Below are 21,428 nucleotides of genomic sequence, written 5' to 3' on the forward strand. Positions count from 1 at the left end.
CATGGGGACGCTGTTTTTGTTGAAGGAAGCCGACAAATCTTGTTGTTCGTGAAACAATTGAGCTGCTCAGCGCAGTGCGCGCGTGAAATAAATAAGCACCGTCCGATTCGGACGGTGCTAAAAAGTTACAGGAGGATAATCTCTTTGGCGCTGTTCAGATCCGCGACCTTCACAATTTCGGCCAACGTTTCTTTTGGAACGACTTTGTCGACCGTAAGCACCATAATAGCTGATCCGCCAACAAGATGACGTCCAACCTGCATCGTAGCGATGTTGACATCGTTGCTGCCGAGCAAGGTGCCGACGCGGCCGATAATGCCAGGCTTATCGTTATGCGAGATCAGGATGATATTGCCTTCAGGCGTCACATCGACAGGGAACTTATCGATCTGTACGATTCTTGGGCCGTAGCCTGTCAGCAGCGTACCTGCGACTTGACGCTGCTCTTTCTTCGTACGAAGCGTAACCGTTACAAGGTTCGTAAAGTCTTTCGACTCGTGAGATGTCTGGCTGACGATCTTGACGCTCCGTTCTTTGGCCAGGTGCATCGAGTTGACGACATTGACCTGCTCAAGACCGAGATGATGAGCTAGAACGCCGCGAACGATATAGCGTGTGAGCGGCTGTGTGTCGACTTCTGCCAGCTCGCCGGAATAGCTGACGGTAATTTCCTCGACAGCGGAATCGGTAAGCTGTGCCGCGAAGCTGCCGAGCTTCTCGCCCAGGCGGAAGTATGGCTGCAGCTTGTTCAACACGTTTGGCGGAATCGGCGGCATATTCATCGCGTTCGAGAACGGCTTGTCGCGCAGAATGTTCAATACTTGCTCCGATACGTCTATGGCAACGTTCTCCTGCGCTTCTACGGTGGAAGCGCCGAGGTGAGGGGTGACGATAATTTTCGGGTGCGTCAGGAACGGATGATCCGCAGCTGGAGGTTCAACCTCGAATACGTCAAATGCGGCTCCTGCGACGATGCCTTGATCGATCGCTTCAACGAGAGCCTGCTCGTCGATCAGACCGCCGCGCGCGCAGTTGACGATCCGCATACCCTTCTTCATCACTTCGAATTGCGGACGCGAAATCATATGGCGCGTCTCCGGATTCAATGGCGTATGAACGGTCATGAAATCCGCATTGCGCACGATCTCGTCGATCGTAGAGAAGCGGATGCCGCTTTTCTCTGCCCGCTCTTCGGTCAGGAACGGGTCATAGCCCCACACTTCCATACCGAAAGCTTTGGCACGCTTGGCTACCTCGCTGCCAATGCGGCCGGTTCCGAGAACGCCGAGAATTTTGTTGCGCAGCTCAACGCCAAGAAACGACTTGCGGTCCCATTCGCCGCTGACGGTTTTTTGGTAGGCTTGCGGAATGTGGCGGGCGAGCGCCATCATCATCGCGAAGGTGTGCTCACAGGTCGTGATCGTGTTGCCGTCTGGTGCATTGATAACGATAATACCTCGTTGTGTTGCGGCTTCCAGATCGATATTATCTACGCCGACGCCTGCGCGTCCGACGACTTTAAGCTGCTTTCCGGCATCCATGATGCGAGCCGTTACACGCGTTTGGCTGCGCACGAGAAGAGCGTCATACTCGCCGATGATGGCAACAAGCTCGTCCTCGCTGAGACCTGGCTTTTTGTCAACGGTAACGTCTGCTGCGTCAACCAGCTGTTGGATACCGAGATCACTGATCGGGTCTGAGACCAATACTTTAAACATGATGGTAGTGCCTCCTAAAAGTTTTGTGTAGCTATGCTTCCTGAAGTATCGTCGAAACAAAACTTGCATCGTAAGCATAAGCCGAGTTTTGTGTAGCTATGCTTCCTGAAGTATCGTCGAAACAAAACTTGCATCGTAAGCATAAGCCGAGTTTTGTGTAGCTATGCTTCCTGAAGCATCGTCGAAACAAAACTCGCTGCGAAGCATAGGCTGTTATGGGCAGCCATGCTACCTGGAGTATCGTCGCATCAAAATACGCTTTGGAAGCATAGATCATGAACGAAAATGGATATCGTTTATGTAGAAGCGAAAAACCCTCGCCTACCGCTCAGTTTTTAAAAGCAGCGGGACGAGAGTCGATTCTTAATCAAAACGGTTCTGATCCGAAGCCGATGAGGCGACCGATGTTAATCTATCCTATTTTATAGCAAGATTGCGGAGGAATGCAATGCTTAAAACTTGCCCAAATGTGAAAATTTCGTTATGATCAAGGGCAAGAATACGCAAAAACCGGGGTGTTTTCAATGGAGCGATGGAGCGATATCGATCCGGGATCATTCGTCCGCATGCTGGATAACGGCGAGCTGGAGGCTTCTCAGATTATCGATGTGCGCGAACAGGAAGAATGGGACTATTACCACTTGGAACAATCAACACTTATACCGATGCAAACCATTCCAAACCGGGCTGGAGAGCTGCCGGCAGACAAGACGGTCTATGTCCTATGCGCCCATGGGGTCCGCAGCGTTGCCGTTTGCCGCTATCTCAATGACAAAGGCTATGGAAACCTCCGCAATGTATCCGGCGGTATGGCTGCCATAGCCTCGATTTATGGATTTCAATACGATTGAAATCCATTATGTATGACGGTTATTATTGCTCCGTATAGAAGAATGGCAGCTGCGGCAGAATTTCATTGGCGTAAAGTCGCGCCTTGCTGCTTGTAAAATCGCCTGAGCGGATGGCTTCCGTGCTGATCAGCAGATCAACGATGGAGTCGACGGTTTTCATTTTCATTTTGGAAGCTTGTCCGGAATGGATAAATTCATCCACGCGAGCCGACAAATCCTGCGGGTAATAAGCGGCGAACTGCTTGCGGACGTTCAATTGATCGGCCATCAGCTTGTTTTTTACGGTAAGCGAGAGCGACTTCCACGTATTAATTTGCAGGACTGGCGGCGAATCGTATTGATACGGTATATTCGGATCGATGGAACTGCTCCACTTTAACATTGCGGTGTAATAGTTAAGCTGGCCGGCCATCGCCTGTTTGACCCCTTCAACATAATAAGCGTCCTGCATGAGCGCTTCAATCAGCTCTTCCGTCTTCATGCTCTTGGTAGATCCGGCACCGCGGGAGGCGGCTTTGCTGAACAACTTCAGGCTCTTCATATACTGGATCTGGGATTGCTCGAGAAGCGGGGACGACGCAGGAAAGCTGCTGCGGCCTGCCTCGGAATATTTCTGGTCGGCCAGGCTGGTTAATTCCTTTAGCGCAGAAGCGGAATCGGACAACTGGCCCGTCGACATTTTGTTCATGGTTTGAAACCATTCAGCTTGAAATTCACGATAAGGTAAAAATACGGTATGATAGAAAGAGACGAGATCTTGCTGCTGGTAAGCAGTTGCGTTCTTTACATTGCCACTGCTCAGATGTTTGGTCTGCTCAATAAATTTGGCTTCGGTCTTGTCCGAGCCGATCTTGACTCCGTAGAAGAATGCGCCCACTGCCAATACGAGCATAAAGAGGAAGCCAAGAGTAAAGAGCATTTCGGTACGTGACAGTCGTTTCTCCATAATGATCTCCTTCATTCCAAATATCGTCAAAAACTGAACCAATTGTCCTATAAGTATAGGTTATATTAGCATAAAAGAAAATATTAACCTTCTCGAATGGCGGTAAAGTATGAAAAAATTCGACATGAGCAAATTCAAGCTTCGCAAAGTTACGATTGATGAGCTGGATGACCGCATGCTGCTTATTAATTTGTATGCGACACAAGCCATTACACTTATTATCGGTTTCGTATGGATATTATTTCAGCACAGGAATCCATTTTTATTATTTGCCTTACCGCAAAATTCGACATTTCTCCTATGGGGAATAGGTCTTGGGATCCTTGTCATCGCGGTTGATTTGCTTATTTCGCGGTTCGTGCCGGAGGAAGTAGGAGACGACGGAGGCATTAATGACCGTATTTTCAAAAACAGGCCCTGGTGGCACATCATTCTGTTATCGTTCATCGTCTCCGTATGTGAAGAAACATTATTTCGGGGCGGCATTCAGCATTCCTTCGGCCCTTATTGGACGAGTATCATTTTTGCAGTCATTCATGTCCGTTACCTTAAGCATTGGATACCAACAGGCCTCGTATTCTCGATCAGTTACGGCTTAGGATGGATATATGAGCATACCGGTACGCTCTGGGCGCCGATCATCGCGCATTTTCTGGTCGATATGATAATGGGCTTTGTTATTCGTTACCGGAGGGAAACATGAGCAGGATCGAGAAATTCGGACGACGCCGTCAAGCAGACGCATCGGCGGCGAAAAATAGCAGACAATCAGATGTCCGCGATGGCTTGGCCGAAGGCGGGCTGCCGTCCAGGCGTATAATACATCCTTCAAATAAGAAACAGATGACGCAATGGTTATATCGGGTGCAGATCTTTATCTATTTATTGCTCGTTATCGGACTTCTGATGTGGGGGAAGAGAATGTATGGGCTATGAAATCGGGATCGGCTTGACGGGAGTCGCCGTCCTCGCCGCTGCTGCTGTCTTGTTCATGATCGGCATATCCTACCGGTACCGGCTGGACCGGCAAAGCATCCATGTCGGCCGGCTTCCGGCTTCATTCGACGGGACTCGGATCCTCTTCCTGTCGGATGTCCATCGCCGCGCCATACCCGATGCGATCATGAAGCGGTGCCAGGATACTGGCGGCGTTGACCTTGTATTAATAGGCGGGGATCTTCGCGAGAAGGGCGTGCCGCTCGAGCGCAGCCGGGACAATGTCCGTAAGCTTCGAGCCATCGCCCCGGTTTATATGGTGTACGGCAATCATGATTACGATGAGGATATTCGGGCCTTCGATGTGATGTTAAGAGATGAAGGAGTACGGGTTCTCGTGAACGAGTCCGTTGTACTCGAGCAGGGGGATGGCAGCCTGATACGCTTGATCGGCGTTGATGATCCCCGAACAGGCAGAGACCGGCTGAAGATGGCCGTTCAAGATATGGAGGGAGAAGCTGAAGCTGACTTCACGATACTGCTTGCGCATGATCCGATCATTGTAGATAAGCTGCAGCCGTCGGACCGTATCGACCTGGTCTTCTCAGGTCATACGCACGGCGGGCAGATTTCGCTGCCTATCGTCGGAGCGGTCTTGCGGTCGCCATACTGCAGAGGCTGGTATACGGTGGACCATCATGCGACAACCGGGTCGGCCCTGGCCTCCCGGTTGTTCGTTAGCTGCGGCTTCGGCACCTCCAGAATGCCTCTTCGCTTAGGGGCTCCGGCCGAATACCATCTTTTTACTTTGCGCCGCCCGGCTGCAGCTCAAGGTCAATAGCAGCGGGGTCGATGAATCCGTATCCCTTCTGCTCGAGCTTCGTAAGCAGCGAATCGAGCGCTTCGGCTGTCCAAGGCAATTCATGCATCAGAATATTAGCGCCTGGATGAAGCTGCTCCAGCACATTCTCGATCACCTTGTCCGGCTTGTCTTTCGTGCTTTTATCCCAATCCAGCGACCCGTTGGACCAGGTCATGAACAGCATGCCGTGATTCTTCACGATTTTCTTGACCTCATCGCCGCCTGAGCCGAATGGAGGCCGGAAGAAGACCGGCGCTTTTCCGACCGTGTCCTTGACGATCTTCTGAACGTCGCCGACTTGCTTCATAACGGATGCGGATGTTTCTTTCTTCAAATCAATATGGTCCCACGAGTGATTGCCGATCGTTTGCCCGCGATCGGCAATTTTAGTGAGCAGCTCCGGATTCTTCTTGACGCGGTACCCATTCACGAAGAAGATCGCCTTTGCCTTATGCTTATCCAAGGTGTCGAGCATGGAGGTTAGCATCGCGTCATCCTTGGGTCCGTCATCGAAGGTCAGCAGCACCACTTTCTCGGGCGCTGACGATTTGTCTATCGGGACGAAACGGTATACCTTGTTCATCTTGTACAGCTTCTTCTTTTCTATATCCGCTCCAGGCTTCTGATCCGCCGTATTCGAACTTGGCGTTTTCGGATCGGCAGCCGTTTCTCCTCCGCCGGTTACCGGTTTTGCGGCATCGGGCTTGTCTGACGGCGCTACCGTTCCTTCCTTGCCGGAATTCGGATTCCCGTCCTCTGCAGGCGTCTTGGTCGCGGCTTCCGTATTGGCCGTACCCGGCGCGTTCTCTTTTGCCCCGCATCCGGCCAATAAGCTGACTGCGGCTGCAGTAATGATGAAGCTTCGCGTGAAAGGCTTTAAGCGCATCTCTATATCCTCCTATGCCGGTGTGTAACGCTGGTCTAATTGTTCTCTTCATTGTAACATAGTCCCCCGCTGGCAGCATAAGCGGGACTTCCTGCTTTTGGATAGGGATGACTCGGTCCGGGCAAGGTCAAACTAACATCGGATCCAAACTCATCACAAGCGCTGTTCTTCCGATTACCCGTTATGGCAGGGTATAACACGAGGAAGATAAGCTCCACTACACTTATAAGGAGGATTTCCGATGAAATGGAGCGGATTTATCATTGGCGGCATTGCGGGAATTGCGGCGGTCGCGTATCTGTCGAAAAGAAAGCCGAACTGGGTCGCATGGGCGGGTACGGCTGCCGGAGAAGTTATGACAGGCATGAAGGGGAAGGCGATCAATGCCGTCATGAACCGTAAATTTGGTCCTGTACCGGCTGCGTCCGCGCCGAAACGTTCGAGTGCCTCTGCAGGCAAGGCCTCCGATGCATGGGGACAGATCGAAATGATTATGAACAGCGATCCGGCCGTCAAACGCGAAGCCGAGCAAATCGCATCGCAGAGCCAATCGCATTGAAGGTAACCATTAGAATCGCTTGACCGTCCATTTCGAACGCAAAATGGATCGTTATAGCGATTCTTTTTTTCGCGATCTAGTGCATTCCAGGGACATAAATGATAACATGGGTACATAGCACGATTTAAGCACACATCGTTATCTGCTTCATACGCTGTTTATAACAGAAACTGCCGCGTTACTTGCGCTTTCGAAGTCTGTTTTGCTCCGTAAACACGAAGCGGATACTTTCGATAAGGAGGATCCTATCATGAAGATCGAACGACTCAATCAAGACAAAATACGAATTTTCCTGACGTTCGACGACTTGCTGGAGCGTGGGATCCAGAAGGAAGACATGTGGCGCGAAATTCCGAAGGTACATGAGTTGTTCAGCGAGATGATGGATCAAGCCTATACGGAACTGGGGTTTGATGCAAGCGGCCCGCTTGCCGTCGAAGTGTTCGCGCTTCCTGCTCAAGGCATGGTCGTCATCGTAACGCGTGGCAAAGTACACGGTAAGTCCGACGAACGGCTGCAGGAAGAAGATCATGATGAGGACGAGTATGAGCTTGAGGTTACGCTTGAACAGAGCGACGTCGTGCTTTACGCATTCCGGGACATTGAAGACGTCATCTCCGCATGTAAGCAGCTGCATGCAGCCGATCTTACGGAGGACGGACGTCTGTACGCATACAACGGGAAGTATATGCTCGCTTTCGAACCGGTCGGTTTGGAACTAGCCCGGTACCACGCCATTATCGCCCTGCTCGCTGAATATGGCGAAGCGGCGTCTGTAACGACAGCTGTATTGGACGAATACGGAAAAGTCATCATGCCTTCCAAAGCCGTCTTGGAAATCTGCACTCATTTTTAACTGCTTAAATTGTGAGAGCATCAGCTGCGGTAATACCGTGCGCGGGATGCTCTTTATTATTTGAATCGAACATGGCAGGAATGGCCGATGCACGAGGCTCGTGTACGGTCCGCATAGCCCGCCAGTTTCCCGCCCATATTATTCATAAGGTGGTGACGGTTCTGATGAGCATCAAAGATTCGAGCGATATTCTGAAATCGACGCAGGTGATTATTGAGAAGGCGCTGAGCAAGCTTGGATACGGCGAAGATATGATCGAATTGTTGAAGGAACCTATGCGTGTATTGACGGTTCGCATTCCGGTGCGGATGGATGACGGCAAAACGCGGGTGTTTCTCGGATTCCGCGCCCAGCACAATGATGCCGTGGGTCCGACCAAGGGCGGCGTCCGCTTTCATCCGGATGTCAACGAGCTTGAAGTGAAGGCTTTGTCGATCTGGATGAGCCTCAAATGCGGGATAGCGGATCTTCCTTACGGCGGCGGCAAAGGAGGCATTGTTTGCGATCCGCGCAAAATGTCCTTCCGCGAGCTTGAACGGCTCAGCCGCGGCTATGTTCGCGCGATAAGCCAGATCGTGGGCCCTACCAAGGATATACCCGCTCCGGATGTAATGACTAACTCCCAAATCATGGCATGGATGATGGATGAATACAGCCGCATTCGCGAATTTGATTCGCCTGGCTTCATTACCGGAAAGCCGATTGTGCTCGGCGGCTCGCAGGGAAGGGAAACCGCTACGGCGCGGGGAGTAGCCATTATGATCCATGAAGCGATGAAGAAGAAGGGGATTGCGCTTCATGAGGCACGGGTCGTCATACAAGGCTTTGGCAATGCAGGCAGTTTCTTGGCCAAATTCATGTATGAGGCAGGCGCTAAAGTTATTGCTATTTCCGATGTGCACGGAGCATTGTATAATGAGAGTGGACTCGATATCGAAGATTTACTTGAACGGCGCGATTCGTTCGGCATGGTAACGAATCTGTTTCGCGAGACGATTACGAATGAAGAACTGCTTGCACTTGATTGCGATGTGCTCGTTCCGGCGGCGATCGAGAACCAAATAACGATCCATAACGCGCATGATGTTCGCGCCAAGATTATCGTAGAGGCTGCCAATGGACCGACGACGCTCGAAGCGACGCGCATCGTGACGGACCGGGGCATTCTTTTGGTTCCGGATGTGCTTGCAAGTGCGGGAGGCGTCATCGTCTCCTATTTCGAATGGGTACAAAATAATCAAGGCTACTACTGGTCCGAGGCCGAGGTGGATACGAAGCTTCGCGATATGATGGTGCGCGGGTTTGATCAAGTCTATGAGCTTCATCAAGTCCGGAATGTGGACATGAGATTGGCCGCATATATGGTGGGCGTAAGGAAGATGGCGGAAGCCGCTCGTTTAAGAGGATGGGTCTAACGCGAATGACGTCAGGTTAGGTTAATATTATATTTTGCTAAAGATGTCATAAAGAAAAATCAATAAAGATCAGTAATGGGGCCGTTGATGATACAATTTATCGAGGCAGCGACCGCAGCAGGAGGTGATGAACAAGGATGATGCTGGTTTTATCCATATTGACGGCGGCAATTGCACCTGGCGTAGCGCTGCTTACTTATTTCTACCTCAAAGACCGGTACGATGCGGAGCCCGTTCATGTGGTCGTCAAAGTATTTTTCCTCGGCTTCTTGATCGTCCTGCCGATTATGGTCATCCAACGGGGGCTTGTCCTGTGGTGGGGCGATAATCCGTTCGTATTCTCTTTTATCGTGTCGGCCGGGGTTGAGGAACTGGTCAAGTGGTTCGTCCTGTATCATATTATTTATAATCATACGGAATTTGACGAGCCGTATGACGGAATTGTATATGCGGTGGCGGTATCGCTCGGCTTCGCTACCGTCGAGAATGTGCTCTATGCCGTTAATCAGCCGACTTCATTCGGCCCGCTGCTTATACGGGCGTTCCTGCCGGTATCGGGGCATGCCTTGTTCGGCGTAACGATGGGTTATTACTTCGGCAAAGCGAAGTTCGCGAGCGGAACCGGAATTCGCAAGTTCCTTCTGCTCTCATTTATGCTGCCTGTGCTGGAGCATGGGGTCTATGATTGGATTATGGGCTCCGGAACCGTTTATTGGATCTGGTTCATCGTGCCGCTCATGCTGTATTTATGGGTGAAGGGCTTGCGGAAGATGAACCGGGCCAATGCAAGATCGCCATTTCGGATTCTGGGCCGCGAGGAAGAGGTTAAGTTATAGCGTTCCCGTCCATAATAAGGAAGTCGGGTTTTTCGAAAATTAACGGCTTTCGCATTAGGGACGAGGAGGTAATGATGAATTCGCCACGTGTTAAAGTAGCGATCCGGTGCCGGGCGTGCGGCGAGAAATTTGTGCTGCGCGGCCGCCGGGAGAAGGGTCAGATCGATACGGGCTTCAAGCAGTGCATCTGCAATAACACCCTGGATTTCGAAATCGAAGAGCTGGCACTATAGCTTCGGATCACGAATTCCGCCCCAAAATCAAAAAAACATGCATAAAGCTCCTTTCGGCAAACCAAACTAACACCAGGTTTTGCACAAGAAAGGAGCTTTTGTCTTATGTACCAACGATTAAGCGCGGTTTTGTTTCCCGTCATGTCGCTGCTTTTTATTGGCTCCATATATTGGGGATACCAAGAGCATCAGGAGAAGAACTCCATCTTGATCAAAGCGGAGAACCAATACCAGCGCGCATTCCATGGCTTGACTTACCATGTCCAGCAGGTGAACCGGGAGCTTGGCAAAACGCTGGCGGTTCATACAGCCTCACAAGGGTCCCAGCGCAAAGGACTCGTGAATGTGTGGCGAATGACGAGCGAGGCCCAGAGTGAAATCAATCAGCTGCCGCTCACGCTGCTGCCGTTCAACAAAACGGAAGAGTTCCTGTCCAAAATGTCCAACTTCGCTTATAAAACATCTGTGCGCGACTTGACCAAACAGCCGCTTTCATCAGATGAATACAAGACGCTGAAGACGCTCTATGCGAATTCCGAGCAAATTTCCAAAGAGCTGTCAGGCGTGCAGAGCACGGTGCTGGCCAACAATCTGCGCTGGATGGATGTAGAGCTCGCGCTCGCGTCGGAGAACTCCAACATGGACAACTCCATTATCGACGGGTTCAAAACCATGGATAAAAAGGTAGGCGAATATCCGGAGATCAACTGGGGGCCGTCCGTCTCCAGCATGTATCAGAAACGATCGGCGCAAATGCTTGGAGGCCCGAAGAAAACGCCGGAGGACATCAAGAAGCTGGCTGCTAAATTTACCGGCACCCAGGACATGAAAGCCATTCGTGTCGTTGAGAATGGGAAGGGCACCGAATTCACATCCTACACCGCGACGGTCCAGCAGCCGCAGTCCAATCGTACGATCCAAATGGACTTTACGCAAAAGGGCGGCCAGTTGATCTACTATATGGATCCTCGGGACATCGGACAGAAGAAGCTGGGCGTGAAGCAGGCTGAAACCAAAGCGATGGAATTCTTGGGCCGGCACGGTTACGATGGGATGAAGGCAATCCAATATGACGAGTACGACAAGGTCGCAACCCTCACATGTGTCGCTGAACAGAACGGCGTATTGATCTATCCGGAGAAATTAACGGTTAAGGTTGCATTGGACAACGGGGAAGCGATCGGCCTGCAGGCAGCGGATTACATTTATGAGCACCATACCCGCAAAATACCGAAGCCGAAGCTTTCCTCGGCCGAAGCCCGTAAGCTCATCAATCCAGATTTGAAGCAGAAAACAGAGAATCTTGCCATGATCTTGAATGAAGTTGGCGATGAAGTGCTCTGTTACGATTTTACCGGCTCTATCAACGGGGCAGATTATCGAATCTTTATCAATGCCGAAACAGGCATGGAAGAATCGATCGAGCAGCTGCCCAAATAAACGCAAGCATGAACCAAACAATGGCTGAACAGGCGCTCCAACCTGTTCAGCCATTTTCGTATTCCATCCTCTGGAAAAGACAGCGCCTCATTCCGTCTTCCCCATAATTCGACATCCTGCTATAATCTAGAAATGGAAGGGGCGAGGGCCATGCTGCCGAAAGTAAACCAAATCATATACCTGCAGGTGGCTTCATCCGACGAAGAGGAAGCCGCACTGGAGTACAAGTCGAGAATTGCAGACGGGAGCGATAACGAGCTTCTGATTGAAATCCCTGTTCTGGAAGGGACGGGGCGTTATAAACGTCTGTTTCTCGGCGATGAGCTGTCTGCTTATTATTTGACCCATGACGGCGTAAAGCACTATTTTAACTCCCATGTGCTTGGTCTTAAGGAGGATGTCGTCCGGCTCGTCCGCATACAAAAGCCGGATCCGGATTCGATTACGAAGATTCAACGCCGACATTTTCTGCGAGTTGCGTCGGAGCTGGAGATCGCGATCAGGCTTTCGGACCATGTCCGCTTTCTTGGCATGACGGACGATGTCGGCGGCGGAGGCATCTCTTTCCTATGCGATGGCAGGTGGCCGATCAAACCGGAGACTGAGCTTGATTGCTGGCTGCTTGTGCCTTACCGGAACGGCTCGATCGAGCACACGCAGTTCAAGGCGGAGGTCGTCCGGGTCAAGAAGCTGGAGACGGGACGGATTCAAGTGATGGCCAAGTATGTCAGTATTACGGACGGCGAGAGGCAAAAAATCATTCGGTATTGCTTTGAACGGCAGCTGGATGTCCGCAAAAGATAGCGGGATATAAATACGTGTGATTTTGCCGGGGCGCATAAGGAAGCGTTTCATGGAAAAACTATCCCCAAACGATAGAAATGGGGAGTTCTTATGAACGTGAATCGTCTGAAGCCGCGCAAACGGCGCCCGGCGGATACGCACTCGAAACGGCTCGCGAAGCTGTCCGACGACGTAACCGAAATATTGAAAAAAATTGTCATAACGCTTCTGATTGCAGTCGTTATCAGTCAGGTGGCCATGCAGTCCGGGGCGGTTAGAAGGTGGGTAACGGGCGTGGACCGGCTTGAAGGAACCTCCTTCCAGTAGGTTCGCGTTCTTTGCACTTCCATGTCCAGTGTGGTATAATTTTCACAACCGCAGGCAGAGCCTGCTTTTTTCTTGATGCTTAGGAGCCAGGCTCTTCAAGGCTTAGGCTGACAAGCCGTTTTCGGCTTTCGAGGAGGTCACACATCGTTGAGCAAGGATGAAAGACTTTGCAGCGTGCGGATGAACGTGGCGATCGACGGGCCTGCAGGTGCAGGCAAGAGCACGGTTGCCCGCAAAGTCGCCGAGCAACTCGGCTATGTTTACATTGATACCGGCGCGATGTATCGTGCGGTAACGCTTGCCGCCAATCGGGCAGGTGTCGATCCGGATGAACCGGACAGGCTGGGAACGCTGATTTCCGGGCTGGATATCCGGCTGGAGCCGGGCGTTAACGGCCAAACCGTGCTGTTGAACGGTGAGAATGTGACCGAGGAGATTCGCTCGCGCGACGTTACGCTCCGCGTATCGAAGGTGGCCTCGCATGAGGCGGTTCGCGCGAAGCTCGTCGATTTGCAGCGCAAGCTTGCTTCCGCCAAGGGCGTCGTCATGGACGGCCGGGACATCGGTTCGAATGTGCTTCCGGATGCGGAATTGAAAGTGTTTCTTACCGCAAGCGTGCAAACCCGGGCATTGAGAAGATTTCAGGAATTAACAGAAGACCAGAAGGTACCGCTCGCGCAGCTGGAGCAAGAAATCGCCGACCGCGACCGAAGCGATGAACAACGGGTGCATGCGCCTTTGGTTCGCGCCAAGGATGCCGTCGTCGTGGACAGTACGGATTTGACGGTCGACCAAGTCGTTGAAGTTATTATAGACTTGAGCCGAACCAAAACGGCGGAGGCGAAGTAAACTATGTTATACAGCATTTGCCGCAGCCTGCTCCGTGTCATCTATGCCGTGCTGTACCGATTCGAAGCAAGCGGGCTTGAGAATATTCCGGCAACCGGTCCGGTCGTCCTCTGCTCGAATCACATTAGTCTGCTGGATCCTACGACAGTAGGGACCAAAGTGAACCGCAAGGTTCATTACATGGCGAAAGCGGAGCTATTCAAAGTGCCGCTATTCGGACCGTTCATTCGCGAGCTCGGCGCGTTTCCCGTCAAACGGGGAGGGGTCAGCAAGGAAGCGATCCGTTCTGCGATCGCCCTGCTTCAAGAGGGCGGCGTGATGGGGATCTTCCCGGAAGGCACGCGCAACGCTGCCACCGGTATGGGCAAGAAAGGCGCTGCCATGATTGCGATGCGCAGTCAAGCGACCGTTATTCCTGTAGCCATCATCGGCGATTATCGTCTGTTTAGAAAAATGCAAATCCGTTACGGCCAGCCGATCGATCTGACAGCTATCATAAATGAGGATTCTTCTACCGATGTGCTGGAGCGTATTACAGATGCCATTATGGACAATATTCGCGAAATGGTAAAAAAGGGATAATGTTGGATTGTTTTAGACGGTGCGTGAAACTGAACTGATTCAAGTTTGTGAGCGTACGTTTAAATAAAGTTGGGGTATGAATTGAGGAGGTATTTCAAATGTCAGAAGAAACAAATGTGCAAGAAACCGCAGCAGCGGAAACGATCAGCCAAGAAGCAATGGATAATTTCGTGTCCGTTAAGAAAGGCGACACGGTAAAAGGTACGATCGTCAAGATTGAAGATAACCAAGTGTTTGTTAGCCTTGGATATAAATATGACGGCGTCATTCCGCTTCGCGAATTATCCTCGATTCAGCTGGACAACGCAGCTGAGGCTGCTGAAGTCGGCCAAGAAGTCGAGCTGAAAGTGGTAAGCATCGATGACGAGAAGGAGAAGCTTGTCCTTTCCAAACGTCAAATCGATGGCGAGCGCGCTTGGGACGAACTTCAATCCCGTTTCGACAACGGCGTAGTGTTCGAAGTAACAGTAGCCGACGTCGTAAAAGGCGGACTCGTCGCGGATATCGGTGTTCGCGGATTCATTCCTGCATCCATGGTTGAGCGTCACTTCGTAGAAGATTTCAGCGATTACAAGGGGCGTACGCTTCGCGTAAAAGTGAAAGAAATCGACCGCGAGAACAATAAAGTGATTCTCTCCCAGAAAGAAGTGCTCGATGCCGAATTCGAGCAAAACAAGCAAAAAATTATGAGCGAGCTTCAAGTAGGCCAAGAGCTTGAAGGCACCGTGCAGCGTTTGACGCCATTCGGCGCATTCGTAGATATCGGCGGAATCGACGGACTGGTTCACGTTTCCGAGCTTTCTTGGCAGCATGTTGCGCATCCGAAGGACATCGTTTCCGAAGGTCAATCGGTTCGCGTGAAGGTTCTGAAGGTAGATCCGGCATTGGGCAAAATCAGCCTCAGCATGAAAGCAGCCGAGCCTGGTCCTTGGGAAACGGCTGGCGACAAGTTCAATACCGGCGATATCGTTACCGGTACGGTCCGCCGTATCGTAACGTTCGGTGCTTTCGTTGAAATCGCTCCTGGCGTCGAAGGTCTGGTACACATCTCTCAACTGGCTCACCGCCATGTGGCAACGCCGCATGAGGTCGTTACTGAGGGTCAGGAAGTTAAAGCGAAAGTTCTCGACTTTAACCCGGCCGAGAAGCGCGTTAGCTTGAGCATCAAAGAAACGGAAGAAGCGCCTGAACAAGCGCCAAGAGCCGAAAGAGCTCCACGCGGCGATCGTGACCGCGACCGTGGACCGAAAATCGAGAAAATCGACAATCCGAACGTAAGCCTGAGCAACGAAGGCATGAGCTTCACGTTGGCTGAACGTTTCGGCGATAAACTGAGCAAATTGAAATAATTGGTTGAGCCGTATGAACGGCTTGAGCCGCCAATGGAGCAGATATCTGCTTCGTTGGCGGTTTTTTTAATGGCTCCTTGCTTCTATTTTCTTCCGAAGACAACCCAATCTCCGTCATGTGGCCAAGCCCGTAGTTTCTTTTTGTTTTTATCGATTAGGGGAAGGGGATGATGCGCATAATAGGGAAATCGTGAGGTGATATGCAGATGAATGAGGGATTTATCGCAGTCTGGCTGCTGTCGATCGGACTCATCTTGTTTTGTACGGGCTGGCAGCGCCATGTGGCCGGCCGGATTTCGGGGCGGTCCGTCTTGATCTATCTATGCGTCGCCGCCATTCTACATCCGGTATTCATACCGGTCGGCCCGGATATTATGCTGCGGGGCAGCGCCGGGTGGGCGCTTCTTACGGCCATTATTGCGGTTGTATCCGTCCGGAATACGATGCAGACGGTATTCGTCATCTTATGCACGATGCTGGCGGGTACCGTATGGCTGTGGATTCGTACGATGTACGCCATGGATCCTGTCTTCATCCTGATGAATCCGAAATGGGACGGTCCGCTGATGGCCGGATTGCTGGCGGGCCTTCTCACCGACCGGTTTCGTTACCATTATGGGATCGTAACGCTAGCGGCGGCGATTGCGGAATTCAGCAGCGCTGCAGGACGGCATACAACGGTCGTCACGCTCGGGTCAGCCGCCTGGTGGGACGGTGTGGCAATTGCGCTTATCACCGCGCGTATGGTCTGGAATTTGAAAACCGGATTTCGCCGCGGCCCAAGGCGGGCTGCAGAGGGCTATTGGCAGCGGCGGCAGCGGGGAGGGAGTTCGTAAATCATGTGGAAGTCATTCATGTCCGGTCAGCCGCATCATGTGCTTTACGGCATATTGCTCGGTCTTGCATTCGGCACCATATCACGGCTATTCATGCTGCGAACGGATTACCGGCAGTATCCGACGTATCCGCATGGGCGGATCATTCACATCTCGCTTGGCGTAATCGCCGCAGCCCTTGGAGCGGTTGCTGTTCCGGCACTGTACAAGAAGGACTATACAGCCATAACGTTCCTCACGCTGGCTGCTCAGCAATTCCGGGATGTCCGCAAGATGGAGAGGGAGACGCTGTCGAAAATTGATAGCCAAGAGCTGGTCCCGCGCGGAGCGACCTATATCGAAGGCATCGCGATGGTGTTTGAAGGGCGCAACTATTTGGTCATCTTGTCCGCATTACTGACCAGCCTCGCCTCGATTTCGTTAGGCGTTCTGTATGGCGTGGCAGCCGGATTGCTCTCGCTGCTCATCGTCCGAAAGCTGAGAGCAGGTAAGACGATATCCCATATTGCCCGCGTGGATACAGCCGCGGTACGAATCGATGGCCCCGATTTGTTTGTCGACGATGTTTATATCATGAACGTGGGGCTGTCATCCAACCAGGATCTAATCGCAAAGCGGGGGATCGGTTTGGTGTTAACGCCCTATAACGCGAACGGCAAAGCAACGCTAAGCAATTTGGGCCAGCGGCAAGCGCTCCTCTATGATTTGTCTACGATACTCGGCGTGTTCCGTGATGACGGAGAGCCGGCTCTCGTTCCGATGGCGAAGCTGGATATGAAAGATGGACGTCTGGCGATCTTTCTTATACCGCAGGAGCAGGATGCAGAGAAGGCGAAAGCCGTGGCGCAGCGTGTCCCTATTTTGGAGTCTGCCGTCCGGATGCCGACAGAGGCGAGCGTGAATCAAGGGGAGGAGGGCCAAAATGGCTAGAATTGTGGCTATTGTCGCAATTGACGGGGGTTCTGTGGGCGGCGGGGCCCCGATCTTTGTGGAAGCGGATGCAAATAAACGCGAATCCACCGCCTTTTTGTTGGAAAAAATATTGGATGCGACCACACATGATTTGAAGAACGGAACGTTTATTTTGGTTGATCATAGGCAGGAATGAAATGTTAGCCAAGGCCGCTGTTTTTTGCTATGATGGTAGTCGTGAGTATTTTGATAAACGTTCGTTACCGTTAGTCATGTGCAAGCGAGGGGTCGTTATGCGTTCCTTGCGGAGCTAGGCTTTATGATACGATTACGTTTACGCTTGAGGAGTGAAGTCGATGTCTAGACCCATTATCGCCATAGTAGGGCGGCCGAATGTGGGGAAATCTACGATTTTTAACCGTGTGATCGGCGATCGGTTAGCGATTGTGGAGGACAAGCCCGGCATCACACGGGATCGTATTTACGGTACCGGAGAATGGAATGGCAGGGCCTTCAGTATTGTGGATACCGGAGGCATTGAAATTGATGGTGAAGATGAGATTATGAAGTCAGTCCGCATGCAAGCGGAGCTGGCTGTCGAAGAAGCAGATGTCATCATTTTCATGGTTGATGCCAAAGCCGGGTTGACCCACGCGGACGATGAGGTCGCGCAGATGCTGCTGCGATCCCGCAAACCGATTGTTGTCGCTGTCAATAAAGTCGATAATTTGAATCGACATGACGATATTTACGAGTTCTATAGCCTGGGATTCGGCGATCCGATCCCGATTTCCGGCGCGCATGGAATGGGTATCGGCGATTTGCTGGATGCTGCGGTCGCGCGGCTGCCGGAGCTTGAAGAGGAGCATTACGAAGACGATGTGATCCGGGTTGCTTTGATCGGCCGTCCGAACGTCGGGAAGTCCTCGTTGGTGAATGCGCTTCTCGGCGAAGAGAGAGTGATCGTCAGCGATGTAGCGGGTACGACGCGGGATGCGATCGATACCCCGTTCGAGCGCGACGGCCAGAAGTACGTGCTTATCGATACGGCGGGCATGCGCAAACGCGGCAAGGTGTACGAGACGACGGAGAAATACAGCGTCATGCGTGCGCTGAAGGCGATTGAACGCGCAGATGTCGCGCTTATTCTCATTAACGGTGAAGAAGGCATCATTGAGCAGGATAAGCATATCGCCGGTTATGCGCATGAAGCGGGGAAAGCGTCCGTTTTTGTCGTGAACAAATGGGATGTCATCGACAAGGATGACAAGACAATGCAGCAGTTCACGCAAAAAATACGCGACCATTTCCTGTTCATGACCTATGCTCCGGTCGTCTATTTGTCCGCCAAGACCAAACAGCGCCTGCATAAGCTGCTCCCCGTTGTGAACCATGTTTCGGAGCAGCATAGCCTGCGTATTCAAACTCATCTGCTCAATGACGTCGTATCCGATGCGATCGCGATTAACCCGCCTCCGACGGATAAAGGCAGACGCCTGAGGATCAATTATGCTACGCAAGTTGCGGTGAAGCCGCCGACGGTCGTGTTGTTCGCCAACGATCCGGAGCTGATGCATTTTTCCTACCAACGCTACTTGGAGAATAAAATCCGCGCCGCCTTCGATTTCGAAGGCACGCCAATCCGGATTTACACCCGAAAGAAATCGGATGAGGATTAGGCGCAGGAGGCTTTCACTTACGGAAGTTTCGGCTACAACTTAGGCTTCAGGTCCAATGGGGTTCTATCCGCTAGAGCCCTTTGGGCGTTTTTTCGTGGGGATAAACGTGAATTCACGGATTCATCTGCAGGTTCGCTATGGTCCAGGGGGAGAGAACAACGGTGTTGACAGTCATCGGGATTGTGATTAGTTATTTAATAGGTTCGATCTCATTCAGTATCTTAATTGCCAAATGGGTGAAGGGCATTGATATTCGCAATCATGGCAGCGGAAATGCAGGTGCGACGAATACGCTCCGCATTCTCGGCAAAGGGCCGGCTATTGCCGTGTTTCTGCTCGATATTGCGAAAGGCGTGGCCGCGGTTACGATCGGAAGCCTGCTTGCCGGGGGCGAATGGACGCCGGTGCTGTGCGGGCTTGCAGCCATTGCAGGCCATAATTGGCCGATTTGGTTCGGTTTTAAGGGCGGCAAGGGAATCGCGACGACGATCGGCGTGATTGCGTCACTCGCATTCGTGCCTGCATTAATTGCCGGCGTAATTGCAATTATATCGATTGTAATCACCCGTTTCGTATCGCTTGGTTCTTTGATTTTTGCCGCGCTTACGCCGGTCTTTATTTGGCTCTTGGACAAGCCTATGCCGTTATTGTGGGCAAGCCTGATCATATGTCTATTCGCTTTCTGGCGTCACCGGAGCAACATCGTGAAGCTGATTCAAGGCAATGAGAACAAGCTCGGTGCGCGAAAAGGGTAAGGGGGTGTACGCATGACAAAACGCAAAGCGGCCGTATTGGTCGCCGGCAGCTGGGGAACGGCATTGGCTACCGTGCTGACGGATAACGGTTTTGAAGTCATGATGTGGTCTAGAAACGAAGAGCAGGTTAGGGAAATCAATGAAGACCACACGAATCATAAATTTTTTACGGATGTGACGCTTCCGCATGCCATACGGGCAACGACCCTCATGGAGGACGCAGTGACAGGCGCTGAGCTTGTGCTGTTCGCCGCTCCCTCATCCGCCATGAGGCAGGTGGCGCAGCAGGCGGCTCCATACATAGAGCAGGATGCTCTTTGCGTTCATGCTACCAAAGGGTTCGAAACGGGAAGCTTGAAGCGGATGACGACGGTTCTTGCCGAAGAATTGAAGACCGATCCGATGAAGCTCATCGTTATTTCGGGTCCGAGCCATGCGGAGGAGGTCGTCAAGCGGCAGCCCACTACAGTTGTCGTAGCGTCCGCATGCCAGCAATCGGCCGAACTAGCGCAGGATGCGTTCATAACTCCTTTCTTCAGAGTGTATACAAATCCGGATGTAATCGGCGTGGAGGTCGCGGGCGCCATCAAGAACATTATCGCATTAGGCGCAGGACTGTCGGACGGTCTAGGATTCGGCGATAATGCGAAGGCTGCACTTCTGACCCGGGGACTGGCTGAGATTACCCGGCTTGGTATTGCGATGGGCGCTAATCCGCCGACGTTCGCCGGACTTGCCGGCGTTGGCGACCTGGTGGTTACCTGCACAAGCAAGCACAGCCGCAACTGGCGTGCAGGCTCGATGCTCGCGGAAGGGCTGCCGCTGGACGAAGTGCTGGAACGAATGGGCATGGTTGTCGAAGGAGTGCGGACAACGAATGCCGCGCGCGAATTGTCCTCGGCTTACAATGTCGTGATGCCGATCACCGAACAGCTCTTCAGCGTCCTGTTCGAGGGCAAGCCGCCGCGGACGGCCGTCGAAGATTTAATGGGCCGCGGAAAAACGCACGAAATGGAAGATATTGCGGCTCCATAAGCGCCTACACCAATCGCTTTCTCTCCTCATATGATGCTATCAGCACTTGTTAGGAGGGGAAGTATGAGCGACAACAAAAACTTATCTAAAGATGTCTTGAACGCAGTGAACAAGAAAACGGGCAATACGATATCAGAGAATGCCGTCAAGAAGCTTGCCAACGGCGTTACGGCGGATACGATAAAGAACGAAGCGGAGCTCCGCCAGCTGATCAAACAAGTGGCAGCTGTGGCTAAAGTGCCGGTAGCGGAAAGTACGATCAACGACATTGTCAGCGCCGTGAAGAAAAGCGGTATAAATATGAGCAATATCGAATCGCTGATGAAAATGATGATGAAATAAGATGAAATAATGATGGATAAGGACATAAAGTCGAAGGCATGCCCGGCGAATTGCCGTCAGCAACCGCTTCTCGCTGATGTCCTTTTTCTTTATTCAACTCCTCTGCGCTGCCATCTATATTCAGGATACAGGGCTAAAAGTAGCCGAATGTAACGGACAGATGCTATAATAGAACGAATATTCATCGGACAAGGTGGCGTGAATCAACGTGGATGCAATGACAAAAATGTGGGTATCTTTAATCGGGATCGGGTTAATGGCGTTAGCGGCACTTCTAATCACATGGGCGCGATATAAGTTTAAGGGCGTGATTCGATTTATTATGTCGTCCGTCGCTTTTGTTTGTCTGATCGTCGGCGGGATTCTAGGCTTTATATCCATTATATAAGCAAGCGCCGAATCTACATAAGGAAGGCATGACTGATGCCCGTACAGGGCAGA

General features: G+C 51.8%; 26 protein-coding genes. 23 read left to right on the forward strand and 3 right to left on the reverse strand.

The window, feature by feature from the left end; translation table 11 throughout:
- Positions 1-125 precede the first annotated feature (125 nt).
- Positions 126-1,718, reverse strand: a complete 1,593-nt coding sequence (gene serA, locus L1F29_RS11315; RefSeq protein WP_258388412.1) for a phosphoglycerate dehydrogenase — start codon at positions 1,716-1,718, stop codon at positions 126-128.
- A 524-nt stretch (positions 1,719-2,242) separates the two neighbouring features.
- Between serA and L1F29_RS11320 the strand changes: the two genes are divergently transcribed.
- A complete protein-coding gene (locus L1F29_RS11320; RefSeq protein ID WP_258388413.1) occupies positions 2,243-2,569 on the forward strand; it encodes a rhodanese-like domain-containing protein in 327 nt (108 codons plus the stop codon).
- A gap of 22 nt (positions 2,570-2,591) precedes the next feature.
- On the opposite strand, the gene L1F29_RS11325 is transcribed toward L1F29_RS11320, so the two are convergent.
- Positions 2,592-3,515 (reverse strand): hypothetical protein, encoded by a 924-nt coding sequence (locus L1F29_RS11325; protein WP_258388414.1) that lies wholly within the window; start codon positions 3,513-3,515, stop codon positions 2,592-2,594.
- 109 nt (positions 3,516-3,624) lie between these two features.
- Here L1F29_RS11325 and L1F29_RS11330 point away from each other — a divergent pair, with 109 nt between their 5' ends.
- From L1F29_RS11330 to L1F29_RS11340, 3 genes are read left to right on the forward strand one after another with little or no spacing between them, the layout of a single operon-like run.
- Positions 3,625-4,218: a CPBP family intramembrane glutamic endopeptidase gene (locus L1F29_RS11330; protein WP_258388415.1), complete on the forward strand. Its 594-nt coding sequence runs from the start codon at positions 3,625-3,627 to the stop codon at positions 4,216-4,218.
- Positions 4,215-4,451 (forward strand): hypothetical protein, encoded by a 237-nt coding sequence (locus L1F29_RS11335; protein ID WP_258388416.1) that lies wholly within the window; start codon positions 4,215-4,217, stop codon positions 4,449-4,451. The genes L1F29_RS11330 and L1F29_RS11335 overlap by 4 nt, the downstream gene beginning before the upstream one ends.
- Complete coding sequence (locus L1F29_RS11340; RefSeq protein ID WP_258388417.1) at positions 4,441-5,292, forward strand: metallophosphoesterase; 852 nt, start codon at positions 4,441-4,443, stop codon at positions 5,290-5,292. The genes L1F29_RS11335 and L1F29_RS11340 overlap by 11 nt, the downstream gene beginning before the upstream one ends.
- Here L1F29_RS11340 and L1F29_RS11345 read toward each other — a convergent pair.
- The gene (locus L1F29_RS11345) at positions 5,255-6,199 is read right to left on the reverse strand and encodes a polysaccharide deacetylase family protein (protein WP_258388418.1); all 945 of its coding nucleotides are present in this window, start codon (positions 6,197-6,199) and stop codon (positions 5,255-5,257) included. The two genes, L1F29_RS11340 and L1F29_RS11345, sit on opposite strands and share 38 nt — an antisense overlap.
- A 241-nt stretch (positions 6,200-6,440) precedes the next feature.
- Between L1F29_RS11345 and L1F29_RS11350 the strand changes: the two genes are divergently transcribed.
- From L1F29_RS11350 to L1F29_RS11440, 19 genes are all read left to right on the forward strand, one after another.
- On the forward strand, positions 6,441-6,758 hold the full coding sequence (locus tag L1F29_RS11350) for a hypothetical protein (protein ID WP_258388419.1): 318 nt from the start codon (positions 6,441-6,443) through the stop codon (positions 6,756-6,758).
- Positions 6,759-7,008: 250 nt separating this feature from the next.
- Positions 7,009-7,614 (forward strand): genetic competence negative regulator, encoded by a 606-nt coding sequence (locus tag L1F29_RS11355; protein WP_258388420.1) that lies wholly within the window; start codon positions 7,009-7,011, stop codon positions 7,612-7,614.
- Between the two features lie 164 nt (positions 7,615-7,778).
- Positions 7,779-9,029 carry a Glu/Leu/Phe/Val family dehydrogenase gene (locus L1F29_RS11360; protein WP_258388421.1) on the forward strand — a complete coding sequence of 417 codons (1,251 nt, stop codon included), beginning with the start codon at positions 7,779-7,781 and terminating at the stop codon, positions 9,027-9,029.
- Between the two features lie 140 nt (positions 9,030-9,169).
- Complete coding sequence (gene prsW / locus L1F29_RS11365) at positions 9,170-9,865, forward strand: glutamic-type intramembrane protease PrsW (protein ID WP_258389669.1); 696 nt, start codon at positions 9,170-9,172, stop codon at positions 9,863-9,865.
- A 74-nt stretch (positions 9,866-9,939) separates the two neighbouring features.
- Complete coding sequence (locus L1F29_RS11370) at positions 9,940-10,098, forward strand: hypothetical protein (protein ID WP_258388422.1); 159 nt, start codon at positions 9,940-9,942, stop codon at positions 10,096-10,098.
- Positions 10,099-10,203: 105 nt separating this feature from the next.
- Positions 10,204-11,538, forward strand: coding sequence for a germination protein YpeB (gene ypeB / locus L1F29_RS11375; RefSeq protein WP_258388423.1), 1,335 nt, complete (start codon positions 10,204-10,206; stop codon positions 11,536-11,538).
- A 150-nt stretch (positions 11,539-11,688) separates the two neighbouring features.
- Positions 11,689-12,342, forward strand: coding sequence for a flagellar brake protein (locus L1F29_RS11380; RefSeq protein ID WP_258388424.1), 654 nt, complete (start codon positions 11,689-11,691; stop codon positions 12,340-12,342).
- 90 nt (positions 12,343-12,432) lie between these two features.
- A complete protein-coding gene (locus L1F29_RS11385) occupies positions 12,433-12,648 on the forward strand; it encodes a hypothetical protein (protein ID WP_258388425.1) in 216 nt (71 codons plus the stop codon).
- Between the two features lie 180 nt (positions 12,649-12,828).
- Positions 12,829-13,497 (forward strand): (d)CMP kinase, encoded by a 669-nt coding sequence (gene cmk, locus L1F29_RS11390; protein ID WP_258389670.1) that lies wholly within the window; start codon positions 12,829-12,831, stop codon positions 13,495-13,497.
- A 3-nt stretch (positions 13,498-13,500) separates the two neighbouring features.
- On the forward strand, positions 13,501-14,079 hold the full coding sequence (locus tag L1F29_RS11395) for a lysophospholipid acyltransferase family protein (protein ID WP_258388426.1): 579 nt from the start codon (positions 13,501-13,503) through the stop codon (positions 14,077-14,079).
- Positions 14,080-14,177: 98 nt separating this feature from the next.
- Positions 14,178-15,428, forward strand: a complete 1,251-nt coding sequence (rpsA, locus tag L1F29_RS11400) for a 30S ribosomal protein S1 (RefSeq protein WP_258388427.1) — start codon at positions 14,178-14,180, stop codon at positions 15,426-15,428.
- A gap of 206 nt (positions 15,429-15,634) precedes the next feature.
- Positions 15,635-16,264 (forward strand): YphA family membrane protein, encoded by a 630-nt coding sequence (locus L1F29_RS11405; RefSeq protein WP_258388428.1) that lies wholly within the window; start codon positions 15,635-15,637, stop codon positions 16,262-16,264.
- 3 nt (positions 16,265-16,267) lie between these two features.
- Positions 16,268-17,194, forward strand: a complete 927-nt coding sequence (locus L1F29_RS11410) for a YIEGIA family protein (RefSeq protein WP_258388429.1) — start codon at positions 16,268-16,270, stop codon at positions 17,192-17,194.
- The gene (locus L1F29_RS11415) at positions 17,187-17,372 is read left to right on the forward strand and encodes a capping complex subunit for YIEGIA (RefSeq protein ID WP_258388430.1); all 186 of its coding nucleotides are present in this window, start codon (positions 17,187-17,189) and stop codon (positions 17,370-17,372) included. Before L1F29_RS11410 ends, L1F29_RS11415 begins: the two co-directional genes overlap by 8 nt.
- Before the next feature lie 160 nt (positions 17,373-17,532).
- Positions 17,533-18,855: a ribosome biogenesis GTPase Der gene (gene der, locus L1F29_RS11420; RefSeq protein WP_258388431.1), complete on the forward strand. Its 1,323-nt coding sequence runs from the start codon at positions 17,533-17,535 to the stop codon at positions 18,853-18,855.
- Positions 18,856-18,992: 137 nt separating this feature from the next.
- Entirely contained in the window at positions 18,993-19,610 is a 618-nt protein-coding gene (gene plsY, locus L1F29_RS11425) for a glycerol-3-phosphate 1-O-acyltransferase PlsY (protein ID WP_258388432.1), read from the forward strand.
- 12 nt (positions 19,611-19,622) lie between these two features.
- Positions 19,623-20,645 carry an NAD(P)H-dependent glycerol-3-phosphate dehydrogenase gene (locus L1F29_RS11430; RefSeq protein WP_258388433.1) on the forward strand — a complete coding sequence of 341 codons (1,023 nt, stop codon included), beginning with the start codon at positions 19,623-19,625 and terminating at the stop codon, positions 20,643-20,645.
- Positions 20,646-20,708: 63 nt separating this feature from the next.
- Positions 20,709-20,987, forward strand: a complete 279-nt coding sequence (locus L1F29_RS11435) for a stage VI sporulation protein F (protein WP_258388434.1) — start codon at positions 20,709-20,711, stop codon at positions 20,985-20,987.
- A 217-nt stretch (positions 20,988-21,204) separates the two neighbouring features.
- Entirely contained in the window at positions 21,205-21,375 is a 171-nt protein-coding gene (locus tag L1F29_RS11440; RefSeq protein ID WP_309252414.1) for a DUF2768 domain-containing protein, read from the forward strand.
- The last annotated feature ends 53 nt before the right edge of the window (positions 21,376-21,428 follow it).

This window comes from Paenibacillus spongiae (assembly GCF_024734895.1).
GTDB classification, from domain to species: domain Bacteria; phylum Bacillota; class Bacilli; order Paenibacillales; family Paenibacillaceae; genus Paenibacillus_Z; species Paenibacillus_Z spongiae.

What these genes read in the sequence shown, in the direction of transcription:
- L1F29_RS11435 (WP_258388434.1), top strand. Translation starts at nt 20,709, where the DNA reads ATGAGCGACAACAAAAACTTATCTAAAGATGTCTTGAACGCAGTGAAC.
- ypeB (WP_258388423.1), top strand. Translation starts at nt 10,204, where the DNA reads ATGTACCAACGATTAAGCGCGGTTTTGTTTCCCGTCATGTCGCTGCTT.
- L1F29_RS11340 (WP_258388417.1), top strand. Translation starts at nt 4,441, where the DNA reads ATGGGCTATGAAATCGGGATCGGCTTGACGGGAGTCGCCGTCCTCGCC.
- L1F29_RS11410 (WP_258388429.1), top strand. Translation starts at nt 16,268, where the DNA reads ATGTGGAAGTCATTCATGTCCGGTCAGCCGCATCATGTGCTTTACGGC.
- rpsA (WP_258388427.1), top strand. Translation starts at nt 14,178, where the DNA reads ATGTCAGAAGAAACAAATGTGCAAGAAACCGCAGCAGCGGAAACGATC.
- L1F29_RS11335 (WP_258388416.1), top strand. Translation starts at nt 4,215, where the DNA reads ATGAGCAGGATCGAGAAATTCGGACGACGCCGTCAAGCAGACGCATCG.
- L1F29_RS11320 (WP_258388413.1), top strand. Translation starts at nt 2,243, where the DNA reads ATGGAGCGATGGAGCGATATCGATCCGGGATCATTCGTCCGCATGCTG.
- L1F29_RS11380 (WP_258388424.1), top strand. Translation starts at nt 11,689, where the DNA reads ATGCTGCCGAAAGTAAACCAAATCATATACCTGCAGGTGGCTTCATCC.
- L1F29_RS11385 (WP_258388425.1), top strand. Translation starts at nt 12,433, where the DNA reads ATGAACGTGAATCGTCTGAAGCCGCGCAAACGGCGCCCGGCGGATACG.
- serA (WP_258388412.1), bottom strand. Translation starts at nt 1,718, where the DNA reads ATGTTTAAAGTATTGGTCTCAGACCCGATCAGTGATCTCGGTATCCAA.
- L1F29_RS11430 (WP_258388433.1), top strand. Translation starts at nt 19,623, where the DNA reads ATGACAAAACGCAAAGCGGCCGTATTGGTCGCCGGCAGCTGGGGAACG.
- L1F29_RS11330 (WP_258388415.1), top strand. Translation starts at nt 3,625, where the DNA reads ATGAAAAAATTCGACATGAGCAAATTCAAGCTTCGCAAAGTTACGATT.
- L1F29_RS11405 (WP_258388428.1), top strand. Translation starts at nt 15,635, where the DNA reads ATGAATGAGGGATTTATCGCAGTCTGGCTGCTGTCGATCGGACTCATC.
- L1F29_RS11345 (WP_258388418.1), bottom strand. Translation starts at nt 6,199, where the DNA reads ATGCGCTTAAAGCCTTTCACGCGAAGCTTCATCATTACTGCAGCCGCA.
- L1F29_RS11325 (WP_258388414.1), bottom strand. Translation starts at nt 3,515, where the DNA reads ATGGAGAAACGACTGTCACGTACCGAAATGCTCTTTACTCTTGGCTTC.
- prsW (WP_258389669.1), top strand. Translation starts at nt 9,170, where the DNA reads ATGCTGGTTTTATCCATATTGACGGCGGCAATTGCACCTGGCGTAGCG.
- L1F29_RS11355 (WP_258388420.1), top strand. Translation starts at nt 7,009, where the DNA reads ATGAAGATCGAACGACTCAATCAAGACAAAATACGAATTTTCCTGACG.
- L1F29_RS11395 (WP_258388426.1), top strand. Translation starts at nt 13,501, where the DNA reads ATGTTATACAGCATTTGCCGCAGCCTGCTCCGTGTCATCTATGCCGTG.
- L1F29_RS11370 (WP_258388422.1), top strand. Translation starts at nt 9,940, where the DNA reads ATGAATTCGCCACGTGTTAAAGTAGCGATCCGGTGCCGGGCGTGCGGC.
- L1F29_RS11350 (WP_258388419.1), top strand. Translation starts at nt 6,441, where the DNA reads ATGAAATGGAGCGGATTTATCATTGGCGGCATTGCGGGAATTGCGGCG.
- plsY (WP_258388432.1), top strand. Translation starts at nt 18,993, where the DNA reads ATGGTCCAGGGGGAGAGAACAACGGTGTTGACAGTCATCGGGATTGTG.
- cmk (WP_258389670.1), top strand. Translation starts at nt 12,829, where the DNA reads ATGAACGTGGCGATCGACGGGCCTGCAGGTGCAGGCAAGAGCACGGTT.
- L1F29_RS11440 (WP_309252414.1), top strand. Translation starts at nt 21,205, where the DNA reads ATGACAAAAATGTGGGTATCTTTAATCGGGATCGGGTTAATGGCGTTA.
- L1F29_RS11415 (WP_258388430.1), top strand. Translation starts at nt 17,187, where the DNA reads ATGGCTAGAATTGTGGCTATTGTCGCAATTGACGGGGGTTCTGTGGGC.
- der (WP_258388431.1), top strand. Translation starts at nt 17,533, where the DNA reads ATGTCTAGACCCATTATCGCCATAGTAGGGCGGCCGAATGTGGGGAAA.
- L1F29_RS11360 (WP_258388421.1), top strand. Translation starts at nt 7,779, where the DNA reads ATGAGCATCAAAGATTCGAGCGATATTCTGAAATCGACGCAGGTGATT.